Source organism: Streptomyces sp. NPDC045778 (assembly GCF_056431945.1).
Genome location: NZ_JBWKJZ010000013.1, coordinates 180,028 through 199,934, shown reverse-complemented (window position 1 = coordinate 199,934; position 19,907 = coordinate 180,028). Strand labels below are relative to the sequence as shown.

Below are 19,907 nucleotides of genomic sequence, written 5' to 3'. Positions count from 1 at the left end.
GTGCCCAGGCGCGTGAGGCGTGGGCTACTTCTGTTCCGCTCAGTGGACCGGAGGGGGGCCTGGGGCGGACGGTGAGGCGTGGGAAGGGGAAGAGCCGGGCCGGGCGGCGGGCGCGGGGCAGGTGCCCTGCGCCGGGGCCTCTGCGGGACGGCTAGAGCGGCCGTTCTATGCCGAGTTCCTGCATGGCCGTGGAGGGCGGGCCGCCCTCGGAGCGCTCGGTCTTGTAGCCCTTGACGCCGGCGGCCAGGGTGCGGGGGTCCACGGCCTCGGCCGGGGCGCCGATGGCGTACAGGCCGTCGGGGGCCGAGTCGCGGTCGTGCGGCAGCAGCCAGAAGACCCGGCGGCGGAAGGTCCCGGAGGAGCGCGAGGGCTTCGCGGTGGGCGCCAGGAGGGCGTAGCCGACCATGCGGCCGTCGCGGTGGTAGGCGGGCTTGCCGCGGCGGGTGGGCAGCCGGTCCAGGCTCTGACGTACGTAGTCGAGACTGGCGATGTCTTCCAGCCAGACGAGGTCGGCTTCGTGGCTGATCTCATCCTCGGTGATCAAGGAGCTCATGCCGGTGCCTCAGCCTCCTGGTTGGCGAGCAGTCCGATGCCTGGGTAGTACTTGCGCTGGTTGGACGTCATCATCTGCTTCGGCGACGTCAGGCCGACCAGCTCGCGGGTACGGGCAGCGAAGGCCCTCGAAGACATCGCCGGCGCCCCTTCATTCTGACACCACGCCTTGTACACGGCATACAGCTGAGTCTGCTCCGCGCGCAGCTCGGGCGCGAGGGCGCAGCACTCGTCGTAGAAGCGTCCGGTGTGGTCCTCGGTCTCGGCGTACGCGGTGGTGGCGATGCGGACGCGCTCGGGTCCTGTGAGGTCCTTCTCACCGCCGAGGTAGCGGCGGGCGCCGTCGATGAGCCAGCCAAGGATGCCGGGCCCTTCCTCGGTGACGAGGATGTCGGCCAGGTTGTCGATCTTTCGGCTGTCGGAGACGACGCGTTCGAACGGGATGAGCCGCATACGGCGCCAGAACGCGAAGCCACCGGTGCCCACTTCGGGCCGGTGGTTGCCCAGCAGCCACAACTTGTGCGTCGGCTGGAAGCTGAAGAAGTCCTGCCGCATGCGGCGCGCCTTGATCCGGTCACCACCGGTGAGCAGCTTGACCCGGGCCTCGTCGAACTTGTCGCCGGGCTTGATCTCGGAGCACACGATGACGCGGCGGCCGTGGAGTTCGGCGAGATCGGTGGGGTGACCTTCGTAGGGCCGGGCCATCAGGAAGCCCGGCGGGCCCGCGTCCGCGTAGTCGCCGAGGAGTTTCATCAGGACGTCCAGCAGGACGGACTTGCCGTTCTTGCCCGCGCCGAACAGGAACGGCAACACCTGGCCGCCCACGTCACCGGTGACGGAGTACCCCAGCAGCAGTTGCAGGAAGCCGATCATCTCGCGGCCTTCGGTGTCCTCACCGAAGGTGTCGGTCAAGAAGCGGTCCCAGCGCGGCGTCGGCATGTGGGCCGGTCCGACGGCGGTGGAGCGGGAGTGGAAGTCCTTGTTCGGGTCCGGGGTGCTCACCAGGCCGGTGCGCAGGTCGACGATGCCGTCGGGGGTGCACAGGACGTACGGGTCGGCGTCCAGGAGGGCCGCGTTCAGGACCATGCCGGGGGCGGACTTGGCCTGCATGAGCATGGCGTTGATGCCGGCCGTGGACAGGGCGCGGCGGCGGTGCTTGGTGAGCGCGTGAGCGGTGTACAGGCCGCGGTGGTCCTGGGCCGCGATGTTCTCTGCGAGGTCACCCGCGGCCCACAGGACCGTGTCGTCCTCGTCGATCTGCCAGCGGGTGGTGTCCCAGCGGTACCAGCCGATGCCGGGCACGTGCCGGTAGTCGTTGGCGTAGAGCTTGACGAACAGCTTGGCGTTGCCGCGGTCGGTCAGGGTGTCGGGCAGCAGACCGGCCGGGGTCGCCTCTCCCGGGGCCGGGGCGCGCGAGGAGTCGGCCTGTGCCGGGAGGGCGCCCTGGGGTTTCTGTTCGCGGATCTGGGCGGCCACGGCCTTGGGGTCGAAGGACGCGTAGTCGAAGAGCGTCTCGTTGCTGGGTGAGGTCACGAGCGTCCCCCGCTTGTGTGAAGGGGGCGTTTGAGTCCTGCGGACAGGCCACTGCGGATGATCTGCTCGGCCCGGCGCTCCTGGCCGGGGCGGGCCGCCGCCGCGGTCTCGCGCAAGGCCCGCTCCGCGTCGTCCTGGGTGAGGCGCCCTGAGGCGACGAGGCCGCCGAGGGTGTAGGCGGCCCGGTTGAGGGCGTCGGAGAAGCCCGCGCCCTCGGCGACCTGCCCGCAGGCCTCCACGGGCGCCAGGACGCTCTCCAGGAGCCGTGTGGTGCCCTCGTGGCCGCCACCCGCGGCGAGGACGGCCTGCTGCGCCCGTGGCGGCACCGGACGGGGCGCGGGGATGTGCGGGGCCGGCAGATGGCCGGTGCGCTCCAGTTCCTGCGCCAGCCACTGCGGCAGCGCGGCGGGCTGCCGTACGTCCCCGACGGGCGTGTACGCGCCGGAGGTCGTGGTGGTGCCGGGGGCGATGATGTAGCTGCCGTGAGCGCGGATGTCGACCTGCCAGGCCAGCGCGCGCCCCGGGGTCGAGCCGACGGAGGACTGCCAGCGCCGGGCGTCCTCGGCGCGGTACCACACGTGCAGGCCCCCTGAGGGGGTCCGCACCCGCAGGGTGGCGGTGTCCTCGGCGGGGCTCGGCTGGTTCCTCAGGGCGGCCAGGACGGCGAGGGTGTGAAAGCCGTTCGAGAGGCCCGCCAGGTCGACCTGGTCGGCGATGGGGATGCCCGGCAGGAGCCGGTCCCTGGCCGGGAGCGGCGCGGGGTGGGCGTCGATGTCCAGGACGACGAGCCCGGCGGGCCCGCAGGCGACACCGACGCCTGACCCCGGCTGCGCGCCCCACCACTGCTTGATGCGCTCCTGGTCGAGGGTGGCCGCGTGGAAACCGTGGCACCAGCGGCCTGCCGGGAGGCAGGGGCAACTGCGCGGATCGTGCTTGGTGTCCCGGCATTCACGGCAGTTCCCGGCCGGTGTCTTGCGCCCCGGGGCCAGCGGGTGAACGGGCCAGCCCTGCCGGGCGCACCACAGGGCGGCGGCGAGCGGCTCAGCGACTGACGGCTTCAGGGCAGGCCGCTTTGAGTCGCTACGAGGAAACCGCAGCTCAGCAGGCATCTCCATCCCCTATCAGCGACCGAAGCGACTCAACGACGGACACAGATTAGCGAATGTTACGCCTGAGGTCGTGGAGCACGTGCGGAAGGTTGCGGATCCATGTCGCTGATGGAGCCCGGCGACCGGGGGGTCCAGCGACTGAACGAGAAGCCCAGCGACTGAAGGCCCTTCAGTCGCTTTTTTTGGCTCGTCTCAACGATGCAGGTCAGAGCGTTGCAAAACCCAAAACAGCGACTGAAGCGACTGAAGTCTTCTATATATGACGCACACGCGCACACGCTGGCACTTCATATATACGGAAGCTGAGTCGCTTCAGTCGCTGTTTCTTGACGGGGACAGCTCTGACCTGCGGTTTTCTGGCCGAGATGGCAGCGACTGTTCAGTCGCTGGGTCGCTCGGGCTTCAGTCGCTGGTCCGGAAGCGGCCAGCGACTGAAGCGACCGAAGCGACTGAACTTTGAGCACACTGTCCGGCTGGCTCGGTTCAGCTCCAGCTCCCAGGGGACCTCGGCCACTCCCCCGGCAGCGGGTCAGGCCCTGTCCGGTGCGCGGCGTCGGAGCCACCGGCACCCGACGGCAGGCAGAGTCGGGCGAGCAGATTCTGAGAATCCCTGACAGAGCGCGCGGCGCACGGAAGACTGGGGCCGACAGCTCAGCGAAGAGAGACGGTCCGTGAGTTCCACCATCGAGGTAGTCGGCGGCCACCTGCCACCCCCCGCCCGCAAGGCCGGGCTGGCTTTCCATGTCGTCGGCGGGGAGGCCGCGGTCTCCGCCTTGGTCACCGGAGTGCCCGCGCTGCTGGCCTCGCGCGGGGCGCCGCCTGTGGGTGACGCCGCGAAGCTTGTGCTCCGCGTTGACGGTGGCAGCAGCGTCGAGAGTCCGGGCGACGCCACCCGCGAGAGGCGCCTGGAAGAGCTGGCCGACAGGCTGCGTAGCCCGCTGACCGGGCTGCCGTGATCGGTGCTGGGCCGGGCGTGCTCCAGGTTGACGAGGTGGTCGTACGACGGTCTGTGCCCGCCCTGGGCCGGGTGCTTGCCTCGGTGCTCGGAACAGCCGGATGCCCTGCCGTCGCGTCGGGCCCGGAGAAGACCCGCCCGCTGCTGGACCGCCTCTTCGACGCTCGGGGCGGTGGGGCCCTGAGTCTGGTCGGAGACCGTCTGGCCGTGGATGCACCGGTTCGTAGCCTGGCGCGCGCATCTGGAGGGGCGGCGGGCCTCCGCGTTCCTGGCACAGTCCGCGTACGAGTCGGCCTCGCGCTGGTGCGGCCCAGCCGTCGTCTGCGAGGGGCCCCGCGTCCTCTGCGCGCGGGGTGTGGTCGTCGCTTGTCCCCCTTCGGGGTGAGCACGAGTTCGTGGGCGGCTGTCGGCCGGCTGCCCGGGGGCTGGTGGAGCTGTTCGACGGCGCGGAGGCCGCGCTCGAGTTCGACGGCGCGGAGGCCGCGCTCGAGTTCGACGCCGACCCGCTGAGCGCAGTCGGCGCCCTGGACAGCTACGTGCAGAGGCTGCCACTCGACGAGTTCGAGGTGGATGACTGGATTACCTTGCACGCAGACCTGTCCGGGTACGTCACGGTGGTGCTGCTGGAGACGTACGGAGGCACCTGGCGGGCCCGCCTGGACGATGCCTTGCCGACGGGCTGGGAGCCGGTGATTGACGTCGGCGGCCCAGACGCCCAGCACCGGGTGATCGCGCCGATGTCTTTCGTGTACGAGTATCTGGTGCCGGTTCCTCAGAGGATTCCTCGCCTGGGAACCTGGCGCGAGCTGACGTGCCGTACGGGCTTACGGGCCGGCGCCGGGACTGGTCGACGGGGTCGGATACCGACCAACTCGCCTGGCTGGCAGCCATCGTGGACGCCTTCCGGACCACGTTCTCTGACCTGAACGGTCGCCGAAGCGGCGGAGGAGCCGGTTCTCCTGTGGTCGGCGGGATCTGGCGGGCGGCCCCTTCGGGACGGCACCGCGCGGATGCGAGGCCCCTGATGGCAGCGCTGGCGTGACTGGAGGCGACGGCTGAGACCCGCCAGAGGGCCTCTGGCGTATGGGCGATCAGGCTTCCGCGCCCGGCCGGACCCGTGCCGCGCCAACGGCTGGAGCTACGGCAGCTGCCGAGCGGCGCTCCCGCCCTTCGCAGCGGGTCTTTCCTCAGCTCTGAGCCAAGGACCAGGCCGAGCCCCCTGGCCGGCAGGAACCGTAGGCCCGGCGCAGCGTCTCGATCGCGCCGGGAGCCAGCTGGTGACGTACCTCGTGGGCGCCCACGGCTACACCCGGGCGCACCGCGACGGGCATCATCCCGGTGGTCCTGTACGCCTTGCTGGCCGTCGTTGCCAACCCCGGAGGACGCGTGACGCCACGGCGCAGAACGTGCCCTGGGGAAGCGCTCGGCACACCGGCAAACCCCACCGGCCACCGTGAGAAGCCGCCCTGAGGGACGCGTGCCGAGGCCCCGCGAGGCAGAGGGAACCGTCCGTGCCCGAGCCACCTGCCGACGGCCACCTTCTGGACGACTCCCCCCTCGCTTTGTAGCTGAGTAGACATAGCGTTGAGCGCACCACGCGGAGACGCCCCAGCAGGTTCCGCCCCCGGCAGGTCAGTCCCGCGCCACGCCCCGCCGAGCCAGCCAGGCAACCAGTGACTCAGGGCGCAGGAGCGGGAGCTGGCCGGGCCACCGGTGCCAGTCCAATCCGTCGTCCGCGTGATACGTCAGTACGCCGAGCACTGCCCCCAGCTCACCGCGCACGGTGAAGGTGAGGTCTCCCAGACACATGCAGAGGAAGGGCGCGGCCGTCGGGTCGACTTCCAGGAGGTGGGCCAGTTCGGCGATCTCATCGGCGCGGCCCACCATGACCGACCGCCCTCCCGCTCGCCGTGGCGCGACCTCGACCGACCGGGCACCCGCCCACAGGGCATCCACGTGGCGCAGCGCGATGGTTTCCATGTCTTCAACTCCCGGTGCCAGCGAACGAAATGTACCCGCTGCGAGAGGCAAAACCGCCTGAGCGGCCCTCTGAGCGCCGAACTCCGCGCGGAAGGTCGTGCCATACCGGCGCCTCGCGGTTCGGCCCTCTGCGGCCCCATTCTGGGCGTCGGTTTTGAGAGGACTTGAGCGGAATTTGTGCTCTGCCTTTTTGAAGCGTCGCCAGTGGTGTGAACGAGCGCGTGTCCGACGTTCGCGCAGCTGTCGCGGTCGACGTCGGCCGCAGCCGCCAGGGCGATGCTGACGCCTTGTCCACTCCCCGCTCCCCTGCCGAGGTTGACGCCCCGCGCGGGGTCGGTACGAGAGGTCGTTCACGGCACGTCCCCGACCCAGGCCGCTCGGTGCGGTGGACGCGGCCGCCCCGTCAACTCGTACAACACGCTCCCGACCACCGGGAACAACCCCGTTCTGACGAAACGCCAGGCAAACCCCCTCATCATGGAACGGGACGCACGGCCTGTCGCTGATGCGCCTCTCCAACCGCAGGAACCCCACGAACTCACCCCCGTGAGAGGCTTTCTAACGTGTCGTGTCGGAAGTTGATGTTGGACGTTAGTAAGGTAGCCCCATGAGTTCTCCAGCCACAGCGAGCGACCGCGAGAAGGTCGTGTCCAAACTGCCGGGATGGCTCCGGCAGAACCTGAAGGTCCGAGCCGCCCAGCACGGGATCGAGATCCAGGCCGCCGTCGAACAGGGGATCAACCACTGGATGGCCCTCGCGGCCAGCCCCAGCACGGTCGACACCGCCGGGGCCGACTCCTTCTCCACCTTCCTCCCCCACGGCCAGTGGGACCAGTTCCGGCAGAGCACCGCCGACCGCCGGGTCTCCTTGACCCAAGGCCTGGCACAGTCGGTGCAGCTGTGGCTGGAGAGGAATCCGGCTCCCAGTGTCCAGCGTGCCAAGCACCCGAGGCGGCGCATCGTCTGCAACCAGAAGGGCGGGGTGGGCAAGACCGCCGTCACCGCCGGCGTGGGAGAGGCGCTCGCCGAGGACCCCGAGGCACTCCACCCGGTGCGGATCTCCCGGCACTTCGCCGCCCAGCTCGAAGGGAGCGAGCACGAGGACCCGCTGGAGGTGGAGGACCTCCCCGGTCTGGGGCGGCGCACCCTGCTGGTCGACTTCGACCCGCAACGCCACCTCACCAAGCAGCTGGGGAAGGACGAGATCCCCATGGACCCGGAGGTCGACAGCCTGAGCAAACACATGTCGGGCGAGGCCAAGGGTGACATCCGCGACCTGATCGTGCCGATCGCCGACGACCGGTACGGCAACCGCCTTGACCTCCTCCCCGGCTGCCAGGACGGCTTCCTGCTCGACGTCGCCCTGTCCAAGGTCCGCTTCCGGGAGGCCGCGCTCGAGCGGGCCCTGGCCTCGATCGAGCCGCTCTACGACGAGATCATCGTGGACTGCCCGCCGAGCCTCGGGCTCAGCATGGACGCCGCGATCTACTACGGCCGCCGCCGTGAGGAGGAGTCCGCGGGCAGTTCAGGCCCGCTCATCGTGGTGCAGGCCGAGGACAGCAGCGCCGACGCCTACGACCTCCTCATCACCCAGATCGAGGACCTCCGCAACGACATGGGCGTGGAGATCGACTACCTCGGCATCGTCGTCAACCTGTACGACCCGCGCCGCGGTTTCATCGCCACCTCGTCGCTCGAGGCCTGGATCGACATAAAGGATCCGAAGGTGGTCGCCGTCATCGGTGACCTGACAGACCAGCGCAAGGCCGTCCGGCTCAAGCAGCCCCTGCTGTCCTTCGCCCCCCGCGGCGAGCAGGCAGCCAGCATGCGCGCACTGGCGAGGGAGATTTCATGAGCGGCCGTGTAGCCGATCAGCTGGGGACCGGGGCGTCCTTCGGCAGGACGCGTGGGGGCGTCAGCGCCCGCCGCCAGGCCGTCGCCGCCACCACCGGGGCCCCGACGACCGGCGCGCCGGACAGCCGCCTGCGCACGCTGCCGCTCGGCCAGCTGGTACCCACCCGGTTCAACCCGCGCCGCAACTTCGGCAGTGAGCAGGACCTGAGGGAGTTCGGGCAGCGGCTCGGCAAGAAGCAGTTGCAGCCCGCTGTCGCCGTCACGAGCGAGGCCTATCTCGCCCTCTGGCCGGAGGAAGCGGACAACGTCGGAGCCGCCCACTACGTCCTGGCCAACGGCGAGCGCCGCTACCGCGGCTCCAAGGCCGCGGGGTTGCAGACCCTCGACGTCGTGGTCGACGACGAGGTGGCCAAGTCCCGCGCCCACTTCCTCGACGCGGTCTTCTCCGAGAACGACGACCGGGAGAACCTCGACCCGATCGAGCGGGCTCTCGGTATCCAGACCATGGTCGAGGAGCTGGGAGGCAAGGCGAAGGTCGCCGAGTACTACGGCAAGTCGGCGGGCTGGGTCACCCAGCAGATCTACCTGCTGGACCTGGTGCCCGAACTCCAGGCGCTGGTCAGCTCCGGCGAGCTGCCGGTCCGGGAGACCCGGACCCTGGCGAAGCTGCCCGCCGACCAGCAGCTCCCTGCCTGGGAAGAGCGGGACACACAGCGCCAGGAGGAGAAGGCGCAGCCCCGGCCCCCACGTGCGGCCAAGCCCGAACCGAGCAGTGAGCCCCGGCCGTCGGCGGGGCCTGCGCAGCCGGAGGCGGGCTTTACCGCGGTAAAGGAGCAGCCGCCCGCGGATGTCTCGCGGCGTACGGAGACCGAGAGCTTTACCGCGGTAAAGCCGGTCGGGGAGAGTGCCGAGGCCGAGCCGATCGCCGAAGCCTCGGTTCCGGCTCAGGCGCAGGCCTCGCAACCGGCTTCGGCCCAGGCTCCGGCCTCGGCCCAGACTCCGGCTCCGGCCCAGGCCCCGGCTTCGGTGGCACAGGAGAAGCCCGCGGATGCCGCCACGGCGGCTCCCTCCTCCCCCAGCCTCAGGACGGCGACACAGTCCGCCGATGTTCCGCAACTGCCGTGGGGCGATCCGCTGTGGTTCGACCATCACCTCCGCAAGCACATGTCCAAGGAGAACCGCGACCGACTGGTGTGGCTTCTCCAGGCGGCGGAGGACGACAAGGAATAGCTCGTCACCTCTGCGACACGTGCAAGGGCCCGGCTCCCCCAACGGTTCTCCGTTGCGGGAGCCGGGCCCTTTCAAGGTGCTTGGCCTGGCGTGCTCGCGTCTCAGGAGTACGCCGACGGATGGCCGTCTCCCTCTGGTGGGCTTTACCGCGGTAAAGCCCACCGTCCCCCGGCAGCCCTACCGTGGTGGGCGCTTGGCGGGAAGCGGGGGCAGGAAACCGTCCAGGACGGCGTCCAGAAACTCGCTGCGGTTGTCGAATCCGTATGTGCTGGCGTAGGTGTCGTAGACCGCCAGCTCGCGGGGTGTGGGCCGGAAGCTCTGCTGGACCCCGTGCTTGGTGCCACAGCGGTCCACACGTCGTGTCGGTACCTCCTCGAACAGGCCGTCCGGGTCCTCGTCCTCCGGGCTGACCGGGTGCTGACGATGGCGGACTTGTTCGCGCAGTGAGGTCCAGAGGTCGTACTTCCTGGCATGGAGGAAAGCCCGCTTCACGACGACGGCGTTGGTGGGCTCCACGCCGGTCTGGACCTTCGTCGTGGTCTGGTAGTGCAGGAAGCGTTTGCGTACCTCGCTGTGCACCATGACTGTGCACTGGCCCGGAGAGTTCGCCGCGTGCAGCTCGGGCAACTGCGGCATTACGACCTCATGCGGTCCGGCCGGGGTCGCTGGGGTTGCTGGGGTTGCTGGTTGTGCCGCTGCTGTCGTGGGGTGCTGCGGTACGGGAGGGGCGAGTGGCGTGGCCTCGGCGGCGGGCGGCGGCACGGGAGCTGCTACGGCCGTGGGTGGTGGTGCGGGATCCGCTACGACAGTGGGTGGCGATAGCGGAGCTGATACCTCCACTCCCCCGCCGTCCCTCTCTACGTCGTCTTCCGTCTCCGCGGCCTGCTCCGCAGGATCTGGCTCGGCTGCGGCGGGCCGCTGTGCGCGAGACCCGAACGCCGCCAGGGCGGCGCCGCTGTCGAGGCTGAAGGCGTCGAGGGCGGCATCCTTCTCCAGGCCACCGTTCCGGGTGCGCTCGTCGGCCTTCGTCTTCTTGCCGACGGTGGACTTGCCGGTGGCGGACTTGCCGGCGCCCGCTGTGCCGGCCTTGGCCGCTGTTGTCTTGGTGGCTGCGGTCCGCTTGGTCATGCCGCGCCCTTCTTCCGGGTGGTCTCCTGGTCCAGAGCTGCCTTGGCCTGGAGAACTTCCAGGGCCAGGGAGCGGTAGTCACCGGCCAACGCGCGCAGGGAGCGCCGGACGGCGGGGTCGAGGTCGGCGGCGGTGTCGACGGCCAGCTCCTGCGGCACGGCACCGTGGGTGCGGCAGGCGACCGCTGCGGCTTCGACGTGGCGGATCGTCTGGTCCATGACCGGGGCCGCGCCGTTGAGGTCATCGGCCAGCTGATTCTTGATCTTCTTCTGGACACGGGTGGCAGAGGAAGCGGTCGCGAAGATCACGACTCCTAGCAGCCGCAACAGGGGGTTGAGTTGCCGGGCTTGGGCGAAGCGCCGGGCCACGGTACGCAGTCCCTTGCGTGAGGAGGGGTCGGAGCGGGTGGGAACCAGGGTCATGTCCCCGGCCACGAGCGCCTGTAGTTGCAGGGGTTCGGAGCCGGGCGCGACATCGAGGATGATCACGTCGTAGAGGTGCCGGACGGGGTCGATGGCGGCGGCGTACATGCCCATCCAGGCGAACTGGTCCTCAGGGTCACTGCTGTTCGCGGCGGCACGCCGCTGGCAGTACAGCTCCTCGATCACGTCTTGCAGGGCGGGGCCGCCGGGGATCACGGAGAGGTTGGGGCGCGCTTCTCCGACCGGCTCGAAGGGCTTGCCTTCGAGGAGGGCCGCGGCCTGGGCGTGACCGTCGTCGGCGAGCCCGCTGGCGGCGGTGCCGAGGTCCTCGTCCTGGTTGCCCTGTTCGTCTATCTCGACGAGGAGGACCTTCAGCCCGGTCTTGGACAGCGCCGCGGAGAGGGCCGCGGCCAGACTGCTCTTCCCGACGCCGCCCTTGCCGTTCACGATGACGATGACCTTGCGGTCGTGGACGCCTTCACTCATCAGTTGCAGTCGGCGGCGCAGCACGGCTTTCACCTGCTTGAGATCGACGACGCCGAGCTTCACGGTACGCAGGGCCACTGACATCACATCCCGTCACATTTTGGACATCATGTGATGATCGAAACTATGCCTCACTGTGGCCGCGTCCAGCACGACACACGGCACCGCTGCGTGTTGCCGGCCTACGTTCACCTAGCTGGACGCAGCGGGTGAGGAGGAGCAGGGCATGAAGGCGTACCCGAGGGCTGACCCAGGCCCTAGCACCGCCCCTAGCCCGACCTCTCGCACAGCAGCTAGCGCGCTAGGCGGTGTGACCATGGTGCTCAACAAGGTCCCGAGGAACCTGACGGCCGCGCTCTTCACCGCTAGCCCGAGTGCGATCCGCACCAGAAGGACAGCACGGGTTGCGAGCCCGGGGGAGTGGCATCGCGTCCCTGTCACTGCGGTGACGCTCAAGGCTTCCGGGATCTACGAGGGCCCGTGACCGGCCTGCCGCCAGGCCGGCAAGGCACCTTGCTGGGGCTGTGGCTTTACCGCGGTAAAGCCACAGCCCGTCCACGGGGGAGGGGGCGTCCGTTCGTGGGCCGCCCTGTCGGTGCCGACGACGGCGTCAGGCCTTGCCGGGCTCTGCATCACTGGCGAAGTCTCCCGCCGGGCTTTACCGCGGTAAAGCCCGGCCGCTCGCATGCAGGCTTCGGCGCTGCCTCATGTAGTGAGGCGGATTAACGCCTCCCCAGGACCGCACCCGCCTCTGCGCCAGCGACCTCATGGCAACGCTCCGAGCTGCCGAGAAAACCGATGGGGCTACCCGGCTTGCTTCAGGCATGATCAAGCCGTGAGCACCTACCTGGAGACCGAGCGCCTAGCCCTGCGCCACTTCACTGCGGATGACGCCGATCTGCTGATCGGGCTGGACAGCGACCCGGCCGTGATGCGCTACCTGAGCGGCGGCCATCCGACTCCGCCGGAGGTGGTCCGGGAGTGCCATCTGCCGAGAATTCTCGCCGGCTACGAAAAGTGGGGCGGCGACCTCGGACTGTTTGCCGCGTACGAGAAGTACGGCGGTGCGTTCATCGGCTGGTTCCACCTGCGCCCCGAGCCGGAAGGCCCGCTGAGCGAGGCCGAACTCGGTTACCGGCTGAGACAGGCGGCTTGGGGCAAGGGCTATGCGACCGAGGGCTCCCGGGCCTTGCTGAGTAAGGCGTTCACAGACCTTGGGATACGTATGGTCTGGGCCGCGACGATGTCCATGAACCACGGTTCGCGCAACGTACTGAAGAAGCTCGCAATGACGCTGACGGCCACCATTCCCACTCCCTCCGACATGGAGATGATCGAGGGCGCCGAGCATGGAGGCGTACGGTACGAGATCACCAAGGAGCAGTGGGAGCAGCAGTAGCTGCGGCGCGAGCGGCCGTGCTGCCTGGAGGGTGCCCATTGCTCGCAAGTGAGCCCAGGAGCGCGCAGCTCAACCCTCGGCGTGGGCGCTGACGAGGTTATGAGCGAAGCCGTTCTGCCTTAAGCAGTGCTGTCGCCGTCGACTGGGCTGGGATGGGATGGGCTGGGCTGGGCGTCTGTGGCGACGTTCCCAACCGGACGGTGCCTACGTGCAGCGGGAACGGACAACGGTCTGTTGATCGTCATACAGGGCATGCCTTCCGTTCTCATCCTTGGTTTCGACCCTCATGCAGTGCCTGGTATGGACGGGGACGCCATGCGCGCGGTCCTGGACAAGGAGCTGACCCGTTTTGGCGAACACGCCATCGACGCCTCCATGGCGCTGATCGCGCCGGATGAATCGGCCGAGTCCACGGTGGTCGCGGCCCTGTCTGAACGAGACTGGGACGTCGTCGTCATCGGGGGAGGGATACGCAAACCCGAGCCTGTCCTGACGTTCTTCGAGCAGGTCGTGAACCTGGTCCGGCAGCACGCACCAGGAGCCGCGATCGCGTTCAACACCGGCGTTGACGACAGCGTCGAGGCAGCCAAGCGGTGGCTGTGAAAACCCAGCCCTTTGCCTGAACCGCCTTCGTCTCCGCGAGGATGGAACTCTCGTGGCAGAGGGAATGGGCCCGCGCGGCCTTGTCTCATCCTGCCTTCACGGGATCGCACGCTGTGAATCCGCGTCGTACGAGCGGGGCGACAGAGAAGGCAGGCAGCAGCCGGGCGCCGGATCGAAGGCCGATGTGTTCGCCTACGCCGAGGTCGAGGACGTCACCTTGTGAGCCGACGGCACCATCACCATCAGCGCCGGCCAGAGCCGCACCCTGTGGTCCGGCGCGACGGACGAGCACCGAACTCGCCCTCGCTCGCCCCGCAACCAACTGATCACCACCGGCCAACGCCCGGGCAGCACACCTCGAATGGGGGAGCGGGAGAGGCTGAAAGCCGTGTACGGCCCGCTGACGGCCGATCTCGGCCCGGCAGGTCCCATCACACCAGCAAGGTCGCGTACGGCCCTCCATGCCCCCATTCTGTCGGTCGCTTTTCGGTTGATTTAAAGGAAAAGGGAGCTATGCCCGTTTTCGGGTCTGCTCGCTCGGGTGGGCTAGGTCCGGTACGACGGCCACTCGTGTGCCCACGACGTAGCTTTACCGCGGTAAAGGCCGCCGTTGGCGTTGGCGTTGGCGTTGGCGATGGCGATGGCGCGGCTGGCCGGGGGCGTCCGGGAGCGTCGTACCCCTCGTGTACCGAGGCCTGCCCGGGGTGGAGGCTTTACCGCGGTAAAGCCCACTGCTCTCCGAGAGGGGAGTCGGATGCCCCCTGGTGCTTGAGTCTCCCGTAAGGGGAGACGCGAAGGTGAGGGCATGAACGGCGAGACGCACTACTCGATCGGTGAGCTGGCCCGGCAGTCGGGGCTGACGGTGAAGGCCATCAGGTACTACGCAGATATCGGGATCGTGCCACCCGCCGACCGCACCCCGGCTGGCTACCGCCGCTACGGCGGTGACGCCGTCGCCCGCCTCGACCTCGTACGCACCCTGCGCGAGCTGGGAGTCGACCTGGCCACCATCCGCAAGGTCATGGACCAGGAGGTCTCGCTTGCGGATGTCGCCGAGAGGCATGCCGAGGCACTGGATGTGCAGATCCGGGTGCTGCGGCAGCGTCGCGCCGTACTGACGGCGGTGGCCAGACTCGGCTCGACTCCTCGGGAGATGGATCTCATGCATAAGCTGGCAAGACTGTCCGAGGCCGAACGGCAGTCTCTGATCGACGACTTCCTCGGCGCCGTGTTCGACGGCTTGCACGATCATCCCGCCTTCGCAGCGGTCATCCGCTCGCTGACTCCTGAGTTGCCTGACGACCCCGATCCCGAGCAGATCGAAGCGTGGGTGGAGCTGGCCGGGCTGCTCCAGGACGCTGAATTCCGCGCCAATTTGCACGGCATGGCTCAGGATCTGGCGACCGCCTGGACCCTGGACGACGCCATGGGTCTGCCTCGGATCCTCGCCGAAGCCGTCCGGGCGGAGGTGGCGCCGGCGCTCGAAGCCGGTGTTGCGCCGGACTCGCCCGAGGCAGAGCCGATCGTCGCAGCGCTGACGGCCCGCTACGCGCACATCAGCGGCTGCCTGTCCTCGTTCGACCGCTGTGATCTCTACCTGGGTCTTGCCGCCCGACTGGATCAGATGAACGACCCGCGCCGGGACCAGTACCTCTGCCTGCTGGCCGTCGTCAACGGTTGGCCTCCGCCACAGCTTTTGGCTCCCGCGCTTACGTGGCTCACCGCGGCTCTGCGTAGCCGGGTGCCGCGGTGACGAGCAGACCGCACACCGAGCGGCGAGCCCCCGCCAGCACAATCGCTTCCGCCTCTCCGCCTCTCCGCCACTCGGCCCGCCCGGTCCCGGGACGGCGGCAGTTGGTCGGGCCTGAGTCTGGACATGCAGGCCCGTCATCAGCCGGGGTTGTGCGTGTTCAGTGCCGAGCAGCGCCTGCTGATTGCCCAGCAGGGGCGGCCCTTACTGCTCGCTGCCATCGATGAGCGGCTTCAGGAAGTGGAGTTCTGGCGCACCGACGCATACCGCTCGTGCGTCCCGCCGTTGCGTGCCGGTGTGGCGTGGGCCCTGGCAGGCAGCCCGCGACGGTGGGCCCATCGCTTCGCGCAGTACCTCATCGACTGACCGGACAGCCCCTTGCACGAGGGCCGATGGCTGCTCGCGGGCGGGAGTTCGCTCCTGCGCTGGCGTCACGCTGACACTTCGCACGCGGAGTACTGGCGCTCGATGCTCATCGACGGCCATCCGGACGGGTACGTCGACTGGTTCGTCCATTCCTCTTCGCGTGAGGTTCTCCCGCTGCGGCCGATGCCTGAGGCCGACGACGGCCAGGTCAAGGCCTACCGCAAGCAGGCCCGTGAGCTGCATCGCACGGTTCCGCGTGATGACCTGGCCGCGCGCATCGATGAGGCCGTGGTCTGCTACGAGGACGAATTGGCCCGCTTCGCCGAACTCCGCGCAGTGCACGGCCCCACCGTCCCGGACGGCACCGCCACGGCGGGCCCCCAGCTCGTACGCCGCCTCCACGACCTCCACACCGCGAGACACGTCACTTGGGCGTGGCCCTTGCCTGGGGGAGTGGGGGAGTGGGGGAGTGGGAGCGCATCGCGCTCGAGGTGACCGCCGGCCGGGACTGGCCCGGCAGCTGAGCCTTGAGGAGGAGCCCGCACCGGCTATCGCTGTACGTAACCCTCTCTCAGAGGGCCCCCGGCCAGGTCGAGCACCTCCTTCGCCGCGGCTGCCAAAGGCGTTGAGTCGCACCCTTCGGCCACGACCTGATGGCCGTCCAGGAGTGCCTTGCCCAGGGCCGGATCCGCGCTGAGGAGTCGGCGGGGCAGCCACTTGCCGATCCCCGTCCAAGCGCCGTGGTACGCGGACAGGATGTGGGCCGCCTCACGCAGCGTGTGGTCAGCCAGGGCGAGTTGCTCGTAGCGATCGGCCGCGGGGGTGTCGATCAGGTCGTCCATGAAACAGGTGAGCAGGTAGCGGACACGTTCCCACTCTGGGGCAGTGAGTGGGACGGGGCCGTCGGAGAGAGCAGTGCGTGCCTGCGCGCGGGCCTGGGCTGCTGTTGCTTTCGCGAAGTTGGCTTTATCCATGCCCTGGGCCCAGACAGCCACGATTCGTAGCAGCCGCAACGGGTAATGTCGTTGCTACTCCAGGGGCGGGTTGTAGCCTTCCCGTCGCGACGGCACCGGGCACAAGGGGAGGCCGTGTTTTTTTTGGGGGGGCGTGTGGTGGGTGGGGCTGCCTCTCATGGCCGTACTCACCTTCGTCGCCGGTATCGCCAACGGCAACAGTGACGCTGCACGTATGCCGCGTCGCGCGCGGGGGCGTAAGGGCTGGAGGACCGTGCTCGACTGGCGTTTCGAGCTGAGGGCGAGGGTGAGGGTGGAGGGATGGGCCCGCGGGCCACCGCCGCGCTGGTCGCCCTTCTCGACAGCCATGGTGGTCCATTCGGCAGTTCCTGGGGCTAGGGCGTGTACTGAAGATATTTCCGGAGCGGTCGTCGAGCCGCTCCGCTACGGGGCGGCCATGGCGAACTTCGTGCTAATTGCAGGTGCGCGACTCGGATCGTGGGCGTGGGACGATGTGGTGCGGCACCTGCGTGGGGCCGGCCATGGCATCCATCCGCTGACGCTGTCCGGTCTCGCTGAGAAGCAAGGCGTGCCGGCCGGGCAGCAGACCCACGTCCAGGACATCGTTGATGAGGTCGAGCGCCAGGATCTGCGTGAAGTCGTCCTGGTAGGTCACAGCTACTCGGGTATCCCGAGCGGTCAGGCCGCCGGGCGCCTCGGCGACCGGCTGGCGCACGTGGTCTTCCTTGACTCCAGTGTTCCGGCCGATGGTGAACCGTTCGTCTCCGCCTGGCCGGACGGCGGGGCGATGATGAGGGCATCGGTCGCCGAGAACGGCGGATTCTGGCCGGTCGCGCCCGCGACCTACTTCGAGGGCCACGGTCTCACCGATGAGCAGATCGCACGGATCGTGGGCGGTTCGACGCCACACCCGGGTGCCACGCTGACCGAACCCGCCGTGCTGGAAAGGCCGCTCGACGATTTCCCGGCGACTTACATCAAGTGCACGCTCGGTGACCCCGAGCCGAGCGACGACGTAGCCAAGCTGTTGGCCAGCGGGCGATGGCGGCTGATCGAGATGGGCACCGGCCACTGGCCGATGTTCTCCCAGCCACGCGAACTGGCGCAGATCCTTCTCGACATAGCCGGGGTGTGACCGCAGTTCAATGCTTACGGATTCCTTGCCGGCCTCGCATTAACTGCGCTGATCAAAGCCACTTGTTGATGGCCGCTACGAGGACGGTCCCCTCGTAGCGGACCACGAGTTTGTCGTGCCGTATGGCCACGGCCCGATGCCTCATTGGCGGTTGATCACGCACTCGACCGCGTGGCGCTCGCGGTAGTCAGCCAGGTCGAAATGCGGTGGCCGTCTGCCGCTGGAGCCACGCTTTCTGCGGTTGCGCGCCTGATCGGCCCCTGTCCGGGATGGTGCAGCGGATCCCGTGCCGACGCAGGTAGGCGCGGCTTTTGCGGGAGGCGTACGCCTTGTCCGCTCGGACCCGATCGGGGCGGACGCCTGGGCGGCCCGTCCCGATGCAGGGCACGCGGACCTTCTTGAGTATGGGGTCGAACCGCGGCGAGTCGCCGTGCTGCCCGGCCGTGATCACGATCGACCTGGGCTTTTGGCCCTGCTCGACGGCCAGGTGCAGCTTGGTGGTGAACCCGCCGCGTGAACGTCCCAGCCCGTGATCACGGGGCTCGGTGAAGATGCCGCCCGGTGGTTCCTTCTTCCTGGAGCGTCGTTGCGGGTCGCCCTGCTTGCGGGCCCCGGCCGCATGCTGATGGGCGCGGCAGGCCGCGGAGTCGACGCTCAGGTCCCACGTGATCGCACCCCTCGCTTCGGCCAGGGACTGGAGCTGGGTGAGGATCCGCTGCCAGGTGCCGTTCCGCTGCCATCGGCGGAACAAGTCGTAGAACCGGCTCCACGGTCCGTACTCGACGGGGAGGTCCCGCCATGGAACACCGGTCCGGACACCGAACCGTATGCCGTCGATCAACTGCCGCCGAGGCCAGACGAGCGGCCGCCCCGCCCTGGCACCCTTCGGCAACAACGGCTCCAGCGCCGCCCACTGCTCGTCCGTGAGATCTCCCTGCCTGTGACGGTGAGCGTCGTACGGTACTCGCCGTGATGGCTTGGGCCTCGGGGAGATGGGGGTGAAGGGGGGCCCTGGTGGCCGCCAAGGCCGAGTTCAGGCAACGGGTGGCTTGGCGGTGTGGGCAAAGCCGTCGCGGGCCGCCATGGCCGTGCGGGAGCTTCCACATCGCCGGGCGGTGATCGCTGTTGGTAAGGTCAGCGCTGTGCGTCCGCCGACAGATCGGTCGCGTCCGTGCCGCTGCGGAATGGCTCCAAGGCGGCCTCGACAACGGCGAATTCACCCTGGACGGGCAGCTGGCCCGGCTGCTCAAGGGCCAGGAGTGGCCATGCGACGGAGCCGGTCGGCACGGCCGTCGGCCCCGAGCGCTACGGCGACCCCCGGCGGTCAAGGGAGGTCCCGCCGGTGGCTGCTACGACGCGGCCCGCGCCCCTCACCCTTGGCAAGTGCCTGGAACTCGTAGCCCAGTGGCTCGGGCAGGTGGAATCTCAATAGCGCGGGCGGCGCCGCAGCCCCGGCGGCGTGATCAGGTCCGGACGCCCGGCCGGAAACACGTGCTGAGAGACGATGCCTCGTCTGTCGTGGGGCCTCAGCTCAATTCGCCGGAACCTGATGGATCGGAGACGTCGACGGGGTCAGGTCCGCGAACGAGGTCGGCCACGCGATGTCATCGATGGCGAGCCACGGCGCAGCGGCTACGGCGGTGGGCGTCACCCCGGTGAACGCTTTGACCTCGCGGTGGAGGTGGGCCTGGTCGACGTAGCCGCTTTCAGCCGCCACCTGGGCGGCGGCGTTACCCGCCGCGAGGAGATGGGCGGCGTGGTCGAAGCGCACCAGCCGGGCGGCGTGCTTGGGGGTGAGGCCGATCTGGGACCGGAAGCGGGACCACAGGCGCTTACGGCTCCATCCCACCTCGTTCGCCAGGCTGTCGACGCGCACCCGTCCCCGGCTGGTGCGCATCAGCCACCAGGCAGCGGCGACCTCTGGATCAAGCGACGGGCGGGCGCTCATCCGTCGGCCAAGGGCATCCGCTGCGATCGTGAACCGTTCGTCCCATGACGTGGCGCCCCGCAGCCTTTCCTCGGCTCGCCCGGCGTCGCGGCCCCAGACGTCCTCCAGGGTGACCACCGTCCCGCTGAGGTCGGTCGATGCGCCGAGCACCGCACCCGCCAGGACCGGCGACAACCGGATCTGGAGGCACTCGATCCGCCCGGCCGCCCGGCCCCCGAGCCGAAGGTCGCCCGGTACCAGTCCAACGACCGTGCTGCCGCGTTCGCGCCGGCCGTGGGCGTCGTGGACAAGGCTGTCTCCGTCGCTCAGGTCCACGAACAGAGTGACCGAGGGGTGCGCGACCATGGCGATATCCACGCGCGCCGGAGCACGCTGGCGGAACCCGGCCATGCTGACTCCCCGCAGCCGACCCGGCTGCCGGGGCACGGCGACCTCCACCGACGCCCAGTCAGGTGGTGATTCGGTGGACTTCACAGCACCAGG

The 19,907-nt window shown here is 69.1% G+C and carries 19 protein-coding genes and 1 pseudogene; 11 read left to right on the top strand and 9 right to left on the bottom strand.

Annotated elements, in window-relative coordinates; genetic code table 11:
- Window positions 1-151 precede the first annotated feature (151 nt).
- The 3 genes from AC07GB_RS19115 to AC07GB_RS19105 are packed head-to-tail and all read right to left on the bottom strand — an operon-like array spanning window position 152 to window position 3,194.
- A complete protein-coding gene (locus AC07GB_RS19115) occupies window positions 152-553 on the bottom strand; it encodes a DUF6009 family protein (RefSeq protein WP_478846845.1) in 402 nt (133 codons plus the stop codon).
- Complete coding sequence (locus AC07GB_RS19110; RefSeq protein ID WP_478846843.1) at window positions 550-2,085, bottom strand: DNA primase family protein; 1,536 nt, start codon at window positions 2,083-2,085, stop codon at window positions 550-552. The genes AC07GB_RS19115 and AC07GB_RS19110 overlap by 4 nt, the downstream gene beginning before the upstream one ends.
- A complete protein-coding gene (locus AC07GB_RS19105) occupies window positions 2,082-3,194 on the bottom strand; it encodes a bifunctional DNA primase/polymerase (protein WP_478846841.1) in 1,113 nt (370 codons plus the stop codon). Before AC07GB_RS19105 ends, AC07GB_RS19110 begins: the two co-directional genes overlap by 4 nt.
- Before the next feature lie 671 nt (window positions 3,195-3,865).
- Here AC07GB_RS19105 and AC07GB_RS19100 point away from each other — a divergent pair.
- Together AC07GB_RS19100 and AC07GB_RS19095 are read left to right on the top strand one after the other, a co-directional pair.
- A complete protein-coding gene (locus AC07GB_RS19100; protein ID WP_478846839.1) occupies window positions 3,866-4,150 on the top strand; it encodes a hypothetical protein in 285 nt (94 codons plus the stop codon).
- A gap of 427 nt (window positions 4,151-4,577) precedes the next feature.
- Entirely contained in the window at window positions 4,578-5,075 is a 498-nt protein-coding gene (locus AC07GB_RS19095) for a hypothetical protein (RefSeq protein ID WP_478846837.1), read from the top strand.
- Window positions 5,076-5,781: 706 nt separating this feature from the next.
- Here AC07GB_RS19095 and AC07GB_RS19090 read toward each other — a convergent pair.
- Window positions 5,782-6,129, bottom strand: a complete 348-nt coding sequence (locus AC07GB_RS19090) for a hypothetical protein (protein ID WP_478846835.1) — start codon at window positions 6,127-6,129, stop codon at window positions 5,782-5,784.
- Window positions 6,130-6,736: 607 nt separating this feature from the next.
- Between AC07GB_RS19090 and AC07GB_RS19085 the strand changes: the two genes are divergently transcribed.
- Window positions 6,737-7,984 carry a ParA family protein gene (locus AC07GB_RS19085; RefSeq protein WP_478846833.1) on the top strand — a complete coding sequence of 416 codons (1,248 nt, stop codon included), beginning with the start codon at window positions 6,737-6,739 and terminating at the stop codon, window positions 7,982-7,984.
- Window positions 7,981-9,213 (top strand): ParB/RepB/Spo0J family partition protein, encoded by a 1,233-nt coding sequence (locus tag AC07GB_RS19080; protein ID WP_478846832.1) that lies wholly within the window; start codon window positions 7,981-7,983, stop codon window positions 9,211-9,213. Before AC07GB_RS19085 ends, AC07GB_RS19080 begins: the two co-directional genes overlap by 4 nt.
- A gap of 177 nt (window positions 9,214-9,390) precedes the next feature.
- On the opposite strand, the gene AC07GB_RS19075 is transcribed toward AC07GB_RS19080, so the two are convergent.
- Both AC07GB_RS19075 and AC07GB_RS19070 read right to left on the bottom strand, forming a co-directional pair.
- Window positions 9,391-10,341 (bottom strand): hypothetical protein, encoded by a 951-nt coding sequence (locus tag AC07GB_RS19075; RefSeq protein ID WP_478846830.1) that lies wholly within the window; start codon window positions 10,339-10,341, stop codon window positions 9,391-9,393.
- Window positions 10,338-11,333 carry a ParA family protein gene (locus AC07GB_RS19070; RefSeq protein ID WP_478846828.1) on the bottom strand — a complete coding sequence of 332 codons (996 nt, stop codon included), beginning with the start codon at window positions 11,331-11,333 and terminating at the stop codon, window positions 10,338-10,340. Before AC07GB_RS19070 ends, AC07GB_RS19075 begins: the two co-directional genes overlap by 4 nt.
- Before the next feature lie 751 nt (window positions 11,334-12,084).
- On the opposite strand from AC07GB_RS19070, the gene AC07GB_RS19065 reads away from it, so the two are divergent.
- The 5 genes from AC07GB_RS19065 (at window position 12,085) to AC07GB_RS19045 (ending at window position 15,862) form a co-directional block, all read left to right on the top strand.
- A complete protein-coding gene (locus AC07GB_RS19065; RefSeq protein ID WP_478846826.1) occupies window positions 12,085-12,648 on the top strand; it encodes a GNAT family N-acetyltransferase in 564 nt (187 codons plus the stop codon).
- Window positions 12,649-12,900: 252 nt separating this feature from the next.
- The gene (locus AC07GB_RS19060; protein WP_478846914.1) at window positions 12,901-13,251 is read left to right on the top strand and encodes a hypothetical protein; all 351 of its coding nucleotides are present in this window, start codon (window positions 12,901-12,903) and stop codon (window positions 13,249-13,251) included.
- An 805-nt stretch (window positions 13,252-14,056) separates the two neighbouring features.
- Entirely contained in the window at window positions 14,057-15,004 is a 948-nt protein-coding gene (locus AC07GB_RS19055; RefSeq protein ID WP_478846824.1) for a MerR family transcriptional regulator, read from the top strand.
- Window positions 15,005-15,127: 123 nt separating this feature from the next.
- On the top strand, window positions 15,128-15,367 hold the full coding sequence (locus AC07GB_RS19050) for a hypothetical protein (protein WP_478846822.1): 240 nt from the start codon (window positions 15,128-15,130) through the stop codon (window positions 15,365-15,367).
- A gap of 12 nt (window positions 15,368-15,379) precedes the next feature.
- On the top strand, window positions 15,380-15,862 hold the full coding sequence (locus tag AC07GB_RS19045; RefSeq protein ID WP_478846820.1) for a hypothetical protein: 483 nt from the start codon (window positions 15,380-15,382) through the stop codon (window positions 15,860-15,862).
- 53 nt (window positions 15,863-15,915) lie between these two features.
- On the opposite strand, the gene AC07GB_RS19040 is transcribed toward AC07GB_RS19045, so the two are convergent.
- Window positions 15,916-16,209 carry a hypothetical protein gene (locus AC07GB_RS19040; protein ID WP_478846818.1) on the bottom strand — a complete coding sequence of 98 codons (294 nt, stop codon included), beginning with the start codon at window positions 16,207-16,209 and terminating at the stop codon, window positions 15,916-15,918.
- A 568-nt stretch (window positions 16,210-16,777) separates the two neighbouring features.
- On the opposite strand from AC07GB_RS19040, the gene AC07GB_RS19035 reads away from it, so the two are divergent.
- Window positions 16,778-17,476, top strand: a complete 699-nt coding sequence (locus AC07GB_RS19035) for an alpha/beta fold hydrolase (protein WP_478846816.1) — start codon at window positions 16,778-16,780, stop codon at window positions 17,474-17,476.
- Between the two features lie 187 nt (window positions 17,477-17,663).
- On the opposite strand, the gene AC07GB_RS19030 is transcribed toward AC07GB_RS19035, so the two are convergent.
- A complete protein-coding gene (locus AC07GB_RS19030; RefSeq protein WP_478846912.1) occupies window positions 17,664-18,470 on the bottom strand; it encodes an IS5 family transposase in 807 nt (268 codons plus the stop codon).
- Between the two features lie 131 nt (window positions 18,471-18,601).
- Between AC07GB_RS19030 and AC07GB_RS19025 the strand changes: the two are divergent.
- A pseudogene (locus AC07GB_RS19025) lies at window positions 18,602-18,718 on the top strand (DUF6192 family protein); the annotation flags it as partial.
- A gap of 289 nt (window positions 18,719-19,007) precedes the next feature.
- Here AC07GB_RS19025 and AC07GB_RS19020 read toward each other — a convergent pair.
- On the bottom strand, window positions 19,008-19,898 hold the full coding sequence (locus tag AC07GB_RS19020; protein WP_478846814.1) for a helix-turn-helix domain-containing protein: 891 nt from the start codon (window positions 19,896-19,898) through the stop codon (window positions 19,008-19,010).
- Window positions 19,899-19,907: the final 9 nt, after the last annotated feature.